This window comes from Nocardia acidivorans NBRC 108247, assembly GCF_001625085.1.
GTDB classification, from domain to species: Bacteria; Actinomycetota; Actinomycetes; order Mycobacteriales; family Mycobacteriaceae; genus Nocardia; species Nocardia acidivorans.
The window spans coordinates 251086-266098 of record NZ_BDAW01000009.1 but is presented as its reverse complement, the minus strand read 5'-3'; the positions used below and the strand labels follow the sequence as shown (position 1 = coordinate 266098).

Below are 15013 nucleotides of genomic sequence, written 5' to 3'. Positions count from 1 at the left end.
TCCGGTGCGCGGGCGCCGGCGGGACATGGTCACGCAGATCAGTCCGATTCGCGTAGTTCGCTACTCGATACACGCGGGTGGGGTGGGACGACGCTGGAGGTCGGAGCACACCACAGGAGCAGTGATCGTCATGAGCTACAGCAAGTTACTCGCCATAGCCGCCAGACTGCATCCACAGATCTGGGAAGTCATCGCGCCGTGCGGCCCGGCGCGTCAGAAGCGGCTCACCGCCTCGGAACGGGTGAGCAGCGAGTCCCAGTCCATCCCGCCGGGCCTGGAGTTCCTGGCGGGAGTGGCCGAGCTCGCGCACGGCGATGTCCGCACCGCCCTCGCGCTGAACACCGCGGTCAACTCGGCCCCGGCCGATGCCGTGGACTACATCACCGGAATCACCCTCGATTGGCAGGAATGCGGCACCCGGTGGCCGTGCTGGCCGTGGCCGGGGCCCTTCCCCGGCGGGGGTTCCGAGGACGGGCCGTACCCGTTGCCGTGGGATGTGGCCCCGATCAAGGTGATCGTGGCCGTCGTATTCGCCTCGGCCGCGGCCCGGCTCGGCGCGTACGAGCAGTCCGCGGCGGGCACCGCGGAATATGTCGCACTCGGGCGCGCTTTCGCCGCCTCGGCCGACAAACTCGCCGGAACCGCGGTGACCGTCGAAACCAACCGGGCCGCCTAATCCTCCACGCGCCCGCCTAATCCTCCACGCGCAGGGCCTGGCGGATGGTGAGACGGCCCTGGGTCTGCATGAGCGAGCGGCGGTAGAGCTTCTCGGCGATCACCACGATGCCGTAGGTGGCGGCCGCGGTGATGGCCAGCGCGATGAAGGGTTCCCACCACCGCGCGGAGCCATCGGCGAGGCGGCCGGGCATGGCCACAATGCTGACTATCGGTACGTACGAGGCGATCACCCGGCCGGTGCCGGTGAGGAAGATGCCCGCGAACAGCACCAGCATGATGCACATCGACAGGGGAGTCGAGGTGGATTGCAGATCCTCATTGCGGGTCGCGAGCGCCCCCGCCACCGCCCACAGACTTGCCAGCGCCAGGAAGCTGATAACGAAGAAAACAATGAACCAGCCCGCGGCCCCGGCGATCTGGGTGACCTGATCCCCCTTGCCGATGACCGCCAGACCGATCAGGCCCGCTCCGCCGAACAGGATCAACTGTCCGAAGGCCATCACGGTATTGCCCACCACCTTGCCGATCAGCAACTGGCGCAATGGAATCGCGCTGGCCAGGATCTCGACAATGCGATTCTGTTTCTCCTCCACCACGCTCTGCGCGATGGCCATGCCGAACAGGATGGACGAGAGATAGAACAGGAAGGCGAAGACGATCGTCACCACCTTGGCCAGCGCCGGATCGACGGCCGCCTCGTCGATCAGGTCGTAGCCGACCGCACTGCCGCGCGAGAGCTGTTCGATGGAGGTTCCGGCCGCAACGGCATTGCGCTGCACCGTGATCTGCCGCACGGCCGCGGTCAGATAGGTCGAGGCGTCATCGTTCTTCGCGGACTTGCCGATCAATCGCCAGCCATTCGCGTCCGGCAGCAGCCCGACGGTGACGGTCTCGTCCTCGACCTGCTGTTCGAGCGTGCCCGCATCCGCGACCCGGCGGGCGGTGAAGGTGACATTCTTGTCCGCGCTGTCGGCCAGCGCGCTCGCCGCGGTGACGATCGGCGCGGCATCCTCGCCGACAATGCCCACATCGACGGTCGTCGCCCGACTGCCCATGAACGCGCTGATGGACAGCGAGGCGACGATCACCACCACCGTCAGAATCGTGGAAACCAGGAAATTGCGATCGCGCAGCTTCACCGCGATCTCCCGGGCGGCGACAATCCGCCATACCCCGGCGGGCGCGGAATCGACTGCGGCCGGCGGGGTTTCGCGGGTCATGCGGTCACCTCTCGATAGATCTCCGACACCGACGGCCGCACCTCGGCCAATTCCCGTACCGAACCGTGCGCCAGCGCCGCGGTGAGCAGCTCATCGGTGCTCGCGCCGGTCAATTCCAGGAGTACGCCGGAACCGTTGCGCTCCAGCACATTCACACCCGCGAAAGTGTCGAGCCAGCCCGTGTCACCGGTGACACCCAGCCGATAGCGCGCAGGCCCGGTGCTGCGCAGCTCGACGGCCGCCCCCTGCGCCACCACCCGGCCCTTGGCCAGGATCACCAGATGATCGCAGAGCCGCTCGACCAGATCGAGCTGATGGGAGGAGAACAGCACCGGAACACCCTGCGCCGCATACTCGCCCAGCAGCTCGGCCATGGACTCGATGGCCACCGGGTCCAAGCCGGAGAACGGCTCGTCCAGAATCAACGCGGTCGGATGGGTGATGACCGCCGCCGCGATCTGCACACGCTGCTGATTACCCAGCGACAACGACTCCAACTTGTCCCTACCGCGATCACCGAGCTGGAATCGCTCGAGCAGCGACTGCGCCTGCCGCTTGGCCTCCGCGGCAGCCAGTCCGCGCAGCCGTGCCAGATAGATCAACTGATCGAGCACCGGTTGCTTCGGATACAGCCCGCGCTCCTCGGGCATATACCCGAACGACCGCCGATCCGCCGCGGTCACCGCATGCCCCTGCCACCGAACCTCACCACCATGAGTGGCCAGCACCCCCATGATCATTCGCATGGTGGTGGTCTTCCCCGCGCCATTACCGCCGACGAACCCCGTCAGCGCACCCGGCCGAACACTGAACGACACATCATCAACGGCGACATTGTCCCCGAATCGGCGCACCAAATGCGCAACTTCCAGCATGAACTCTCCCCTGCACTCCTAGGCCGACCGATCAGTCTTCCCTGCGCTACCTGCGGCGAGATTAGCGCCGCACCCCCACCCCGACCGCCCCGACAAGCTGGACGCGCCGAGCCAGATCCGAGACGAACACCCCCTCGGGGTCCGCCGCATCGCGCACCCGCCGCCACTCCGCGAGGCGGGGATACATGGCGTGCACCATCTCCGGGGTGGTCCGGGAATCCTTCGCGAAATACAGTCGCCCGCCCGCCGCGAGCACCCGCTCATCCAATTCGGCGCAGAGTCGATCCAGGCCCGGCGCGATCGGAAAGTCGAGGCTGAGCATGAATCCCGGATGCGGCCAGGACAGCGGCGCGGGATTGCCGGGGCCCATTCGCTTGAACACATTGAGGAAGGACGGATGCCCCGAGTGCGCGATGGTACGCACCGCCTCGGCGAGCTGATCCTTGGCTCCGAACGGCATGGACAGCTGGTACTGCACGAATCCCCGCCGTCCGTAGGCGCGATTCCATTCCCCGAGCAGATCCAGCGGGTGATAGAACTGCGTCAGATTCTGGATCCGCCCGCGCGCCCGCCGCGGATACGCCCGATAGGCCACCTCGGCGAGGACTCGCGCCGTCACCTTGTTGACCATCCCGTTCGGGAAGATATCGGGCACGGTGAACAGCTGCGGCGCATCGAATTTGAGTGGATTGCCGCGCAGCTTCACCGGCAGCTGGTCGAGGGTGGCGAGGGAACCGCGACTGAAGGCCGCGCGCCCGAGTGTGGCTCCGGTGCTGATGGTGTCCGGCACCGACATCGAATAGTCGTAGCCGTCATCGGATCCGCCGGTCAGCAATTCCATGGTCTCGTCGAGCGAATCGGTGCGGTCGTTGTCGACGATGAAATACGCGGTCTCGGTGTGCTTCATACGAACTCGCACCCGCACCACGATGCCGGTCAAACCCATTCCGCCGACGGTGGCCCAGAACAGGTCCGCCGCCGCACCCTCCGGGGTGAGGGTGCGGATCGAGCCGTCCGCCATGAGCAGCTCCATCGACAGCACGTGATTGCCGAAGCTGCCGTGCGAATGATGGTTCTTGCCATGGATATCGGAGGCGATCGCCCCGCCGACCGTCACCTGTCGCGTCCCCGGCAGCACCGGCACCCACAGACCGTGCGGCAGCACCGCGCGCATGAGCGTGTCCAGGCTGACCCCTGCATCCACATCGACAATGCCGCTGTCCGGATCGACGGTGTGGATTCGATCGAACCCGGTCATATCGACCACCAGGCCGCCGCCGTTCTGCGCCGGATCGCCATAGCTGCGGCCGAGCCCGCGCGCGATCACCCCGCGCGGTCCCGCCTCCCGCACCGCCTTCGCCACCAGATCGATATCGCCCGTCGAAAGCACCTGCGCCACAGTCGAAGCCGTGCGGCTCCAACCACTCAACGACCGGCGATCGATGACAGAGTCCCCTGCAGTGATAGTCACACCGACACGGTAGCGGCGGATTCGAGCCTGCGCCGTGGTCCGCACGCGCCCGGGGATCGAGTGGCAGGTCGGGGCGGATTCAGTTCGTGGTGCGGGGCAGGGCGATTACCGGGATTTCCGAGGGGACCTTGGCTGGGAAGTCGGCGAGGAAGGGGAGGGGGTACTTCGGTCCAGAGGCGGTGTGCGCCGTGGGTGACGGTGGCGGGACGGGCCAGGTTTCGGTGCCGACCTCGATGACGGCGTCCGGGTGGGCGCGGAGGTTGTAGTACCAGCCGGGGCGGTTGCCGTTGGCGGCGAAGGCGGCGAGGGTGTCGCCGTCGCGGTGGAAGCCCAGGGGCCAGGCGCGTGGTTGGCCGGTGTGTGCGCCGGTGGTGGTGAGCAGCAGGATCTGCACGGGTTCGTCCCGTCTGTCGAGTCATAGAACAGTCGGTGCCCGCCGCTGAAATTGGCCGGCGGAGGCAGCGTGATGAGACGCGGTCTATGGTGCCGATAAGGCTTTGAGTGGGTACATCACCGTTTTCAGGACCGCGCTCCAGGAGGATGTCGTGTGCCGCTTATTCGGTTTATCGGCTGCGCCGCAGCGGGTCAAGGCGACGTTCTGGCTGTTGGACGCGCCGGACAGTCTGGTGCGTCAGAGTCATCGGGAGCCCGATGGGGTGGGACTCGGAACCTTCACGGCGGCTGGGAACCCGCTGGTGGAGAAGCAGCCGATCGCGGCGTATGCGGATGCCGATTTCGCGCGGGAGGCGCGGGCGCGGGAGTCGGCGACCTTCATCGCGCATGTGCGGTACGCGTCGACCGGTGGGTTGCTGCCGCGGAATACGCACCCCTTCGAGCAGCGTGATCGGCTCTTCGCGCACAACGGGGTCCTGCACGGGTTGGGGGAATTGGAGGCGGAGTTGGGGGCGTATCGCGATCTGGTGCGCGGCGATACCGATTCCGAGCGGTTCTTCGCGCTCATCACCCAGCGCACGGATCGGCACGGGGGAGATGTGGGCGCGGGTATCGCCGACGCCGTGCGGTGGATCGCGGACAAGCTGCCCGTCTATGCGCTGAATTTGATTCTGACCACCGCCACCGATCTGTGGGCGCTGCGATATCCGGACACCCACGAGCTGTTCGTGCTCGAACGCGCACCGGGTGGCGCGAACGGTGACCGCCTGGAACATCGCGGACGCGGTGGAATCCGCGCCGCCAGTGGACAACTCACCGACTATCCGGCCGTGGTCGTCGCCACCGAGCGGATGGACTCGGATCCGGATTGGCGGCTCCTGGCTTCGGGCGAACTCCTGCACATCGATGACCAACTCCGGGTGGAATCCGACATCATCGTGAAAGACCTGCCCCGCCAACTGCTTTCACTCGCCGATTTGGACCCGACGGCGGCCGCGTCGCAGACCGCGCGGTAACGATATCCGCCCGGAGTGTCGCCACGCGCGGCACTTCCCAACGGCGGCTCGGCTTCTCATGATGGATGAGGGCCGACAATTCCGGCGGATTCGCTCATCGCACGGCGTACTGCTCTAGGAGGTTGCAGATGGTGACGATCATCGGGGGCGGGATCGCCGGATCAGCGCTGGCAGGCGCACTGGCACGCGGCGGGCGGGAGGTGACGCTGTTCGAGGAGCGTGAGGCCGGGCCGGGCGGCGGCGCGTTCCTGTTCATCGATGACCGCGGACATCACGCGCTGGCGAGCCTGGGCGTGGATCAGGCGGCGGTGGAGGCCGGATCGTATGCGGTCACCGGGGGATTGGGATACGCGAACAACCTCGGGCGCAGCGGGCGGGTGAACGGTCGCGGACATCGATTCTGGATGCGGCGCAACCTGATGGGAATTCTGAACGATTTCGTCGCCGAATCGGGGGCCAAGACCAATTACGGTGAGGCCATTACCGAAATCTCCATCGATGACGGCGGCTGCACTGTGCACCGGGGTGATTCGACCACGCGGGTGGAGGAGCTGCTGGTGGGCGCGGATGGGATCGACTCGGTCGTGCGGGCGGCGCTGGAGCCCGAACGGCGGCCGGTGTACGCGGGTGATGTGGTGCTCTACGGGATGACAGGCGGGCCGGTCACGCTGCCGAGCGATCCGGCGACACTGCACTTCTTCGCCGAAATCGATTCCGAGGGAGGGTCGGTCAGCACACTCGGCCATATCTGGCGGCCCGGCGACGACGCCGCACTGTGGTTCGTGCGTATTCCGCGACCGCCCCTGGAGGCGGACACCGATGATCTCGGCATGCGGCCCATCGGTGAATGGGCCGAGACGATTCGCGCGGCCACGCCCTCGAATCGTCCGCTGGTCGATACCTTCCTCGAAATGACCGAGGCCGTGCATGTGAGCAACGCGCGCGATGTTCCCCTCGAAAACGCTGCGCAGCCCGGTGATTCGGTACTGCTGGTCGGGGATGCCGATCATGCCATCACCCCCGCCGCCGGAGTCGGCGCCCGGGATGCGCTCGAAGACGTGCACGCGGTCTGCGACGCGCTGATGGCGGGCGATTCCCCCGGCGACGCCATGGGGCAGCGCCGCCGGAAGATCAACGCGGACCGCGAACTCGTGCGCGGCCGCAACGCTCGCTGACCGTCAGTGCGCCGGTGCGGTCAGGTCGAAGACCACGAGATTACCGACGTGCTGTTCGGTGTAGTGCGCCATGACCCAGTCCAGGATCTCCTTGTTCCCGGCCGGACGCCACACCCCGGGCTCCGAATTCGGTTGCGGCGCGACGGCGTTCGCCTCGGCGGGCTTCCTGTCGGTCCGCCAGGAATCGGGCAGCTTCACCTCGGGAACGATGTAGTAGGTGATCTGGCGATCGCGCACATACTGCTGGAACCGTGGCAGGGTGGGCACCGGATCCTCCGCGGTGAAACCGCCGATGGCCATCACCGCGGTCCGACTGGCCAATTCGAGTCCGGCGGCCGGACCGGACCGGTCGATGGCGGCCGACCACGTGGTATCGGTGGCCTTCAGCATGGCGAGCAACTGCGGGTCGACGTCCCCGGTCCCCATCATCATGTTCATCTGGCCGCGAAATGCGCTCGGCGCACAGAGGTCGTTGGGGGGCCGGGGGACCGACGCTCGGGCCGCCACCGGTATGGGACTGCGGCAGCGTGGCCGCGGTGTGGAGTTCCGGTAGTAACGGCGCAGAAAACAACGACGTTCGCGTAGGTGCTGGTCAGCGTCGTCGATCGGTTCCAGTGCCGAGGAGACTGGTGAGGTCACGCTTAGGCTCTCCGCAATCCCTGCGCGGCCTGGGTGAGTATGATCGTGCGGCGTGGAGCATGCTGGGTGCGAACCCCTCGGTGTGAGTGCCGGTCGTTGTCAACGATCGCGCTACCCCTGTGATGGACCAACCCAGGAGCTCGACGCCCAGCTAGAGCCACACTGATCGCCCGCGTCTCACCCAATCCGAATCGCCGCCGAGACACCGGGCACTTGTTGTTCCTCGAAGGGTCGTGCAGGGGTGCGTATTTCCGATCACGCCCTGCGCCGGCACCCCAACTATTCCTTGAACTCAGGACCCAGCGCAGACGCATCCCGAGAACACTCAGCACTCGCTGCAACCCTGTCCGATATCTGGAGTCATGTCGTTGACAACACCCTATGAGCCCTCCTCATCCCTCGACCAGAGCCAGGCACCAGCACCGGCGGCCGCAGCCGCCGACCAGACCGCGGTTCCGCTGTACACACCCGAGTTCGCCGCCAACCCGCACTGGTTCTACGCCGAGATGCGCGCCAAGTTCGGATCGCTAGTTCCGGTGCAGTTATCACCCGGTATCGCGGCAACGTTGGTGATCGGCTATCGCGCCGCGGTGCAGATCAACAACGATTCGCAGCGCTTCCGGGCCGACCCACGGATCTGGGAGAAGAACATACCCGCCGATTGCCCGGTGCTGCCGATGCTGCAATACCGCCCGAACGCCCTGCGCAGTGCGGGCCTGGCGCATGAGCGCTACCGCAAAGCCAGCGTCGACAGCATCGGCGGGATCGACCTGTACGGCATCCACCTCGAGATCGAGCAGATGGCGATCCCGCAGATCAACACGTTCTGCATGGAAGGCAAGGCCGATCTACTCGCCCAATACGCTCTCCCGGTCACCTTCGCCTATCTCAACGCCATGGTCGGGTGCCCCGCCGATATCGGGCAGCAGGTCGCACAAGGCATGGCGATGATGTTCGAAGGCACCAATGCTGGAGAAGGCAGCGCATTGTTCGCCCATGCGCTGAGCGAGCTGGTAAACCTCAAACGATCCGAGCCCGACGACGATGTGACCACCCGGCTACTAGCCCATTCGGCGAACCTGACCGATGAGGAACTCGTGCAGCAATTGGTCACGATCTACGGCGCGGGGATCGAGCCGTTGACTAACCTGATCGCGAATACCGTGCTGCTAATACTCACCGACGAACGGTTCTCCGGACCGAACGCCTCGACCACCCGAGATGCGTTGAACGAGTTGCTGTTCAAGGATCCGCCGCTGGCGAACTTCGGAATCACCTACCCGGCACAGCCGAGCAAGGTCGAGGGTGTCTGGCTGGCACCGAATCAGCCGGTAGTCACCAGCATGGCCGCGTGCAACAACGACCCCGCGATCGCTGGGGCCTACAACGGCAATAATTCGCACCTGGCCTGGGGGACCGGGCCGCACGCCTGCCCCGCACAGGATGTGGCCTACTCGGTCGCCCACAACGCTATCGACCAGCTCTTCGACGCGGTGCCGGACATACAGCTCGCCTGTCCCTCCGACCAATTGACCTGGCGGCCAGGGCCTTTTCACCGATCCCTGGCGGCGTTGCCGGTCGTCTTCCCGCCCTCGCGGACGCTCTTCTGACCGGCGTGCCGGACCTGGTGACGCGGGATGCAGTATCACCAGGTCCTGCACGGCGAACGCCCAGGTGGAACTATCCGGCACCGTGCGCGAGGGCGTTCGCGCACTGGGTGATGTAGGTGTCGGAGTCGAACACCGTACGCAGGGATCCGCTCTCGAGCTCGAATGCCCCGACGAGCTCGCCCAGATGTGGGGCCAGCAACCCATACAGCCGATGGCGCATGTCCCGCAACGATTCTCGCGTCTTGGGGAAGGGGCCGTCGGGAAGCATATCGGCCCCATACGACTGACATTGGTGGATGGCGAACAGGGTCAGTAGATTCTGCGCCACCTGCCTCGGACCCGCCGGTAGTTCGCTGGCGCGCACGGCCATGCTCTGCGCGGCCTGATGCACCAGATGCGCATGGGCCGCGGCCAAGGCCAGGTCGTACACGCTGTTCCAGCGTGCTTGCCGGTCTCCAACGGTCTCGGCGTAGGCAGCCAGGGTCGTGTGCTGCAAATAGGCCGCCCGCGCGCCGAGCCACTCGAGCCACGTGTCCGGGGTGTCGATACCCAAGGGCTCGAGATTGTCCCAATACCCGGGCCGCCACTCATCCGGAAGCGACAACCGGCGGTAGGCCGCCAGTAGAGCGATGACGTAGCTGTCGCCCTCGGCGGTGGCTGCCGCATCACGCAGAGCGCGGTACTCCACGATCTTGTTGTGGGAGAACATGCCCTGCGCGCCGAGCCGGTCGCGCACCTCGCCGCATACCCGCAGTGCGGTGGAGGTGGCGAGGTACTTGGTCAATGCCACCAGATCGGTCAGGTGCGGTCCCTGCTCGTCGCTACCGTCGGCGATGGCCTCGGCAAACGCATCGACGGCTAGTTCCACTGCGGTGGTGGCGATATAGGTTTCGGATATCGCGTCCAGCAGGGGCGCGTGATGCGCGGGGACGTGCGCGAGCGGGACGCGACCGCCGGCCATGCTCGCGATGTCTCGCTGAGCACTGTGGCGTACCGCGGTGGTCACCGCGGCCCGCGAGACCGCCGCCGCCATCGCTGAAATGCATAGTCGCCCTACCCGAACCCGGCTGATGGCCCGCCACACCTGGTTGTCGGCGGGTATCGGCGAGATCAGCCTCCCGTCCTGGTCGATGCGAGTCCCGGTATGAGACAGCAGGCATTCGCGCGGTACACGCACACCATCGAACCGAGTCAGCGAGTTATCCATCCCCAGCCCGGGCTTGTCGGGCAGGCGGCGAATCGTGATGCCTGGTCGAACCTGCCCATCGGCGTCGCAGAGCCGTACCAGGAACGGATATACGCCATGTCCGGTGCCATCAATCACCAGCCGGGCGAACACGATGCCGAACCGCGCGATTCCATCGACCGGCGGTGCGGCGGTGGTCGGCATGAACTTGATCGCGGTATCGGTCGGCGTGCACAGGACGAACCCGCCGCCCTCGGCCGGGTCGTAGAACGCTGTGGTCTCCAGATTGTTCAGATCGCTACCGTGACCGACCTCGGTCAGCACGTAGGCACCCACGGCGCGCCCTTCCACGAGGTCCGCCAGCGCCGCGGCCACCTCGCCCGTGGGTGCGTGCTGTTCGAGCAGGGTCCCCAGAACAAGATTTACCTGCACGGTGAGCAATGACCCCAGATGTGGATCGACCACCGTGGCCTGCTCATGCAAGGTCACCAGCTCACGCAGATCAGCCACGGTGTTCGTGACCGACAGGCGTGGGAGCAGTCGCAGATACCGGTCGTAGGCGCGGGCGCCGGGGTCCTGGGTGGCGGTCCACCAATCTTGGTCGAATATTTCCTCGGCGAACAGCCCGTTGTATCGCTGAGCCGCAGCGCGTCGATCGCCGAACAGCATGTCCGCCAACGCATCCGCGAGATTGTCGGGGTTCTCGTGCGAGACCATGACAGCACCTCTACTTCCCACTCACTACCGACTCCAAGGGACAGGTCATGCGTCACTTGGGCATAATGCGGGGCTCTGGCCCCAAAAGATCAGTGGCGGTGGGCCGATGGGCTCCACCGTGCAGTCAGGGCGTGCGAGTGCTGCCGGTCAATCGAGAATGAAGGTACTCGAGAGTCGACCTGTCGAAAGTTCAACCTTGGCACCCGCTTTCTGCGGATCGAGCCGGTGGTGGCGCGATGCGACAGCCACGCTCAGCGATCATGACGAGCGATGTTGATGAGGCGTTTACCCCCGAGTGCACCGGTGAGAGGTATGGCGACGACGCAGTTACTCGCGCCGGATGCCTATGCAACGCAACACCATCGAGGACCAGGAGCAGCAGGACCTGGTTCCGCAGATTTACTCCTTGATGGCTACCGGCCACCACATCCGCATCGTCCATGCACACCCTGCCTGGCCAAGCGCTCAGCTCAGCCCGCGACCCGGCTGAAGCCAGTAGGTTGCGGTAAGCTGAAGGAGACACGAAAGACATTGTGACACACAGTCATTGCGCCTGCAGATGTGTACTGGGGCGTAGCTTTCAGCGAACATCCCGATCAGGTTGTATCGGTAGCGCAGAACTCTTACAGCGGTAGTGGCGGCATGTCGATGCACTCGTGCGCCGCAACCAAGCCGGCCAAAGACCCGCTACGCGCGGCAGGTAAGGCTTCCCGCCCGTGCATTCGGGTCATCACCCTCAGTAAGGGGCAGTTTCACCTGGGTGTCGCAATTCTGGATAGGCGTTGTCGCGTATCCGGTCGATCCGATTGGCGACGCGCACATAGCCTTTCATCAGAGCAGGCATACACCGACCCTGAGACTTGACCCGGTGAACGAAGTCCTGCAAGGGATGAAGGACTAGCAATGAACTCGCATCAGGAAGCGGTACGACTGCGCCAACAAATCATCGATCTGTATGCCATCGCCAACAATCCCCAGGCCGACCAGCACGATGACACACCCGTCCGCGCTGATCTCGACGCCGCGGAATCGGCGCTGGACGAGCACCTCGTAGCCTGCCGCGACGAGTTGGCGCATCTCCCCGAGTGGCGGCAGGACTACCAAATCCTCGACGAAGCCACTGAAAGAGACAACAACAAAGCGCAATTCGCGCTGGTCGATATCACCGAACATGCTCAGCTGCACCGTCTCGCCGTCGGAAAAGCCTGGATCGAGAACGCTATCCCCCGCGAGATGTACCCGACCGTTCTGACCGTCGCAGGCAACGCACTGGTACCGGTCGCGCTCCGCGAAATCCGCCGGGTCATTCTGCGAATCACGGCCCTTGTCAACGGCGTTCTGACCGCAGTGCATCTGTCGCTGGTTCTGCGGTGCGATGCCCACGGCGTGCTCACCGCGACCATCCTCGCCTGAAGAAGCAACCCGCCGGCGTCACCTCCCGCCGCAGTTGTTATTCCAACAGTGGGTGAAGGTTGGCGGCGTCGCCATATAGGGGTGTACCAGCCGCCACACGCGAGCCAGGTCGCGACCGGGAGACCGCACCCTGATGCGTCGGCGCTCGGAACGTCCAGCGACATGATAGCGACGTTGTTCGCCTGGACACGCAATTATGCGTTGATCCGGCATGAAATGACATACGGTGGCGCACCTAACGCAAAGCACCGGGCCTGATCTGCTGCGCCAGCGAAGAACTCGCGACCGGGCGCTGGGCTCCGAAGTGGTCGTAAACGCCCGCGGCGTAGCCGCAGGAGTGTGCGATATGGCCGACTTAGCCGCGGCTCAGTTCCAGTTGTCGATCTTCACATCGTGCGGATCCGGTGTGCCCGTGCCGGTCTCGACCAGCGACTTCAAGCTCATCAGGAAGATCGCCCACTTGGTGCTGCAGTGGTACATGAACTCCACCGGCTCCTTCCAGCCCAGATGCTTGAACAGAATGACCGTGTAGTCGTCGGCCTGCTGGAGCGACCACTCCACGTGCGTGCCGACCCACTCCTCGGGGCCTTCCACGACCTCCCATAGGACGCGGTTGCCGGGATCGAGTTCGAGCACCTTCATATCGAATCCGCCCGCGACGAAACGGAATGTGACGATTCCGCCGACATCATCGGCCTTGCCTGCGGTGTCGTTGGCCCACCAACCGGCGAGGCCCTCGATGCTGGTCAGCGCCGAATAGACCTCGGCCGTAGGTGCTTTGATCGCCACGCGGTGCAGGATGTCTACCATGTCGAATCTTCTTTCCGTGCGATTGCTGTTTCGATGAATTCACTGCCCGGTGTCGCGCTGTTCCGCGGCGCGCTGTTCCTTGGTGCGCTGGATTACCTCGGCCAGACGCTTGATACGGCGCAGCCTGGCATCCCATTCCGAGCCCACCGACGCCAATTGCGCGACAGCGCGGGCCAATTGGGCCTCGTCCACCCGATATCTGCGCTCACGCCCGGCGGGGGTGGCGTGCACCAGGCCGACGCGATCGAGTACGCCGAGATGTTTGGCAATGGCCTGCCGGGTGACGGGTAGTCGCTCGCTGAGGCTGGTGGCCGTACCATCGCCCTCGGCGAGCAGGAGGTCGAGCACGCGACGACGGGTCGGGTCGCCGATGGCGGACCACAGATCGTCGTCGACCACGGTGGTCATAGCGTGGACACCATCCTCGAGATGTAGTCGCCGAGGCGGGGAATGAAGGTGTTCCAGCCGGTGACATGCTCCTGGTACTGCTCCTCCAGCTTGGCCACCTCCCAGCCCATTTCGCGGAAACCGGTCTCCACCATGCGAATTCTGGTGCCGCCGCCCGCGGGCGTGAGTTCGAAGGTGACGAGCATGGAGTTGACCGAATCGTCGACCTTGCCGTCCGGATAGCACCAGCGGAACGAGAACAGCCGGGGCGGCTCGGCGGCCACCACCTGCATGGGCAGCACGTCCACGCGGTCGCCCCAGACGAATTCGCCCACCGCGCCGGGCCGCACCTCGAACGAGGCGTCGTCCGTCCACCACTCGGAGATGTGCTCGGGACTGCTGACCACCTCGAATACCACCTCGGGGGGAGCGTCCACGTGGATTTCCCGTTCGATACTGCCGAATTCGAGACTCGTCATAACCCCTCCATATGCAACGTTTGGTTGCGTATGACGTTAGTCCACGAATCCGAGACGCGCAACCATTGGTTGCTAAATGGTGGCGATGAGAATCTGCTCGGAGCTGGAGGGGCGCAGCCCGTCCGGTCGGCCGGAGAAATAGTGCTCGGCCAGCTCGTCGGCCGAGACATGCCAGGCCGCCGCGAACCCGGAATCCAGTGCGAGCGAGACGATCTCATCGGGGGAGTAGAAGCTGATGAAGGCATTCCCGGCGGCCCGGGCCATCCGCTCGGTATTGGCGCGCCCCGCCTGTTCCGCCGCCTCCACCAGCGGCAGCGGCAGGGTGAAGGTGGTCGCGAAGGTCGAGCCCGGCGCGAGCCCGGCCGCCTGGCGGAAGGTCTCGGCATTCGCCTCGGCGGTCAGATACATGGTCACCCCCAGCGATGCCGCTACCGCGGGCCGAGCCGGATCGAACCCGAACTCCACCAACCGATCCCACCAGGACTGCGCCTCGAAATCGACCGGAACCAGCGTGAGATGCTCGGGCACCCCGTAACCGAGCTCGACCAGTCGGCGACGCTTCCACTCCTGCGGCCCGGTCTGGTCGACCTCGAAGATCCGCAGCCGCGCGGCGATCTCCGGCCGCCGCTGGGCGAAGGTATCGAGCCCGGCGCCCAGCAGCACATACTGATCGACGCCCAGTTCGGCCTGCTCCCGCACCAGATCGTCGACCAGCCGCGCCCGCGCCACAATGGTGGCGCGAATACGGCCCATCACCTCCGGATTCATATCCGGCCGCTGCCGCCAGCCATCGGCGGGCGCGGCCAGTTCCAGTCCGATCACATCCTCGAGGACATGCGGCAGCGGATCCACCTCCACGTGCAGCGCGCGCCAGAGCGCGACTCGCAGTGCGGTGTCCTCGGGGGCGACGGTATTCAGCATTCCTCGATCCTGCCCGATCCTCG

General features: G+C 65.4%; 15 protein-coding genes. 5 read left to right on the top strand and 10 right to left on the bottom strand.

Going from position 1 to position 15013, the window contains the following annotated elements:
• Positions 1 to 130 precede the first annotated feature (130 nt).
• The gene (locus NA10_RS04720) at positions 131 to 676 is read left to right on the top strand and encodes a hypothetical protein (protein ID WP_157556044.1); all 546 of its coding nucleotides are present in this window, start codon (positions 131 to 133) and stop codon (positions 674 to 676) included.
• Between the two features lie 16 nt (positions 677 to 692).
• On the opposite strand, the gene NA10_RS04715 is transcribed toward NA10_RS04720, so the two are convergent.
• From NA10_RS04715 to NA10_RS04700, 4 genes are all read right to left on the bottom strand, one after another.
• Positions 693 to 1898: an ABC transporter permease gene (locus NA10_RS04715; RefSeq protein ID WP_067563769.1), complete on the bottom strand. Its 1206-nt coding sequence runs from the start codon at positions 1896 to 1898 to the stop codon at positions 693 to 695.
• The gene (locus tag NA10_RS04710; RefSeq protein ID WP_067563766.1) at positions 1895 to 2773 is read right to left on the bottom strand and encodes an ABC transporter ATP-binding protein; all 879 of its coding nucleotides are present in this window, start codon (positions 2771 to 2773) and stop codon (positions 1895 to 1897) included. The genes NA10_RS04715 and NA10_RS04710 overlap by 4 nt, the downstream gene beginning before the upstream one ends.
• A 61-nt stretch (positions 2774 to 2834) precedes the next feature.
• Positions 2835 to 4238, bottom strand: a complete 1404-nt coding sequence (dprE1, locus tag NA10_RS04705) for a decaprenylphosphoryl-beta-D-ribose oxidase (protein WP_174562473.1) — start codon at positions 4236 to 4238, stop codon at positions 2835 to 2837.
• 85 nt (positions 4239 to 4323) lie between these two features.
• On the bottom strand, positions 4324 to 4638 hold the full coding sequence (locus NA10_RS04700; RefSeq protein ID WP_067563763.1) for a nitroreductase/quinone reductase family protein: 315 nt from the start codon (positions 4636 to 4638) through the stop codon (positions 4324 to 4326).
• A 151-nt stretch (positions 4639 to 4789) separates the two neighbouring features.
• On the opposite strand from NA10_RS04700, the gene NA10_RS04695 reads away from it, so the two are divergent.
• Entirely contained in the window at positions 4790 to 5653 is an 864-nt protein-coding gene (locus NA10_RS04695) for a class II glutamine amidotransferase (protein WP_067563994.1), read from the top strand.
• Positions 5654 to 5781: 128 nt separating this feature from the next.
• Positions 5782 to 6828, top strand: coding sequence for an FAD-dependent monooxygenase (locus NA10_RS04690; protein ID WP_067563760.1), 1047 nt, complete (start codon positions 5782 to 5784; stop codon positions 6826 to 6828).
• A 3-nt stretch (positions 6829 to 6831) separates the two neighbouring features.
• On the opposite strand, the gene NA10_RS04685 is transcribed toward NA10_RS04690, so the two are convergent.
• Positions 6832 to 7266, bottom strand: a complete 435-nt coding sequence (locus NA10_RS04685) for a mannosyltransferase YkcB-related protein (RefSeq protein ID WP_067563757.1) — start codon at positions 7264 to 7266, stop codon at positions 6832 to 6834.
• Between the two features lie 563 nt (positions 7267 to 7829).
• Between NA10_RS04685 and NA10_RS04680 the strand changes: the two genes are divergently transcribed.
• A complete protein-coding gene (locus NA10_RS04680) occupies positions 7830 to 9077 on the top strand; it encodes a cytochrome P450 family protein (protein WP_245677030.1) in 1248 nt (415 codons plus the stop codon).
• 70 nt (positions 9078 to 9147) lie between these two features.
• On the opposite strand, the gene NA10_RS04675 is transcribed toward NA10_RS04680, so the two are convergent.
• Complete coding sequence (locus NA10_RS04675) at positions 9148 to 10980, bottom strand: acyl-CoA dehydrogenase family protein (RefSeq protein ID WP_067563756.1); 1833 nt, start codon at positions 10978 to 10980, stop codon at positions 9148 to 9150.
• A gap of 903 nt (positions 10981 to 11883) precedes the next feature.
• Here NA10_RS04675 and NA10_RS04670 point away from each other — a divergent pair.
• Positions 11884 to 12393, top strand: a complete 510-nt coding sequence (locus NA10_RS04670; RefSeq protein WP_067563753.1) for a hypothetical protein — start codon at positions 11884 to 11886, stop codon at positions 12391 to 12393.
• Positions 12394 to 12759: 366 nt separating this feature from the next.
• On the opposite strand, the gene NA10_RS04665 is transcribed toward NA10_RS04670, so the two are convergent.
• From NA10_RS04665 to NA10_RS04650, 4 genes are all read right to left on the bottom strand, one after another.
• Positions 12760 to 13182 carry an SRPBCC family protein gene (locus NA10_RS04665; protein ID WP_245677028.1) on the bottom strand — a complete coding sequence of 141 codons (423 nt, stop codon included), beginning with the start codon at positions 13180 to 13182 and terminating at the stop codon, positions 12760 to 12762.
• Positions 13183 to 13242: 60 nt separating this feature from the next.
• Positions 13243 to 13611, bottom strand: coding sequence for an ArsR/SmtB family transcription factor (locus NA10_RS04660; protein ID WP_067563747.1), 369 nt, complete (start codon positions 13609 to 13611; stop codon positions 13243 to 13245).
• On the bottom strand, positions 13608 to 14069 hold the full coding sequence (locus NA10_RS04655) for an SRPBCC family protein (RefSeq protein WP_067563745.1): 462 nt from the start codon (positions 14067 to 14069) through the stop codon (positions 13608 to 13610). Before NA10_RS04655 ends, NA10_RS04660 begins: the two co-directional genes overlap by 4 nt.
• A gap of 72 nt (positions 14070 to 14141) precedes the next feature.
• Positions 14142 to 14990 carry a class I SAM-dependent methyltransferase gene (locus NA10_RS04650; RefSeq protein WP_067563742.1) on the bottom strand — a complete coding sequence of 283 codons (849 nt, stop codon included), beginning with the start codon at positions 14988 to 14990 and terminating at the stop codon, positions 14142 to 14144.
• Positions 14991 to 15013: the final 23 nt, after the last annotated feature.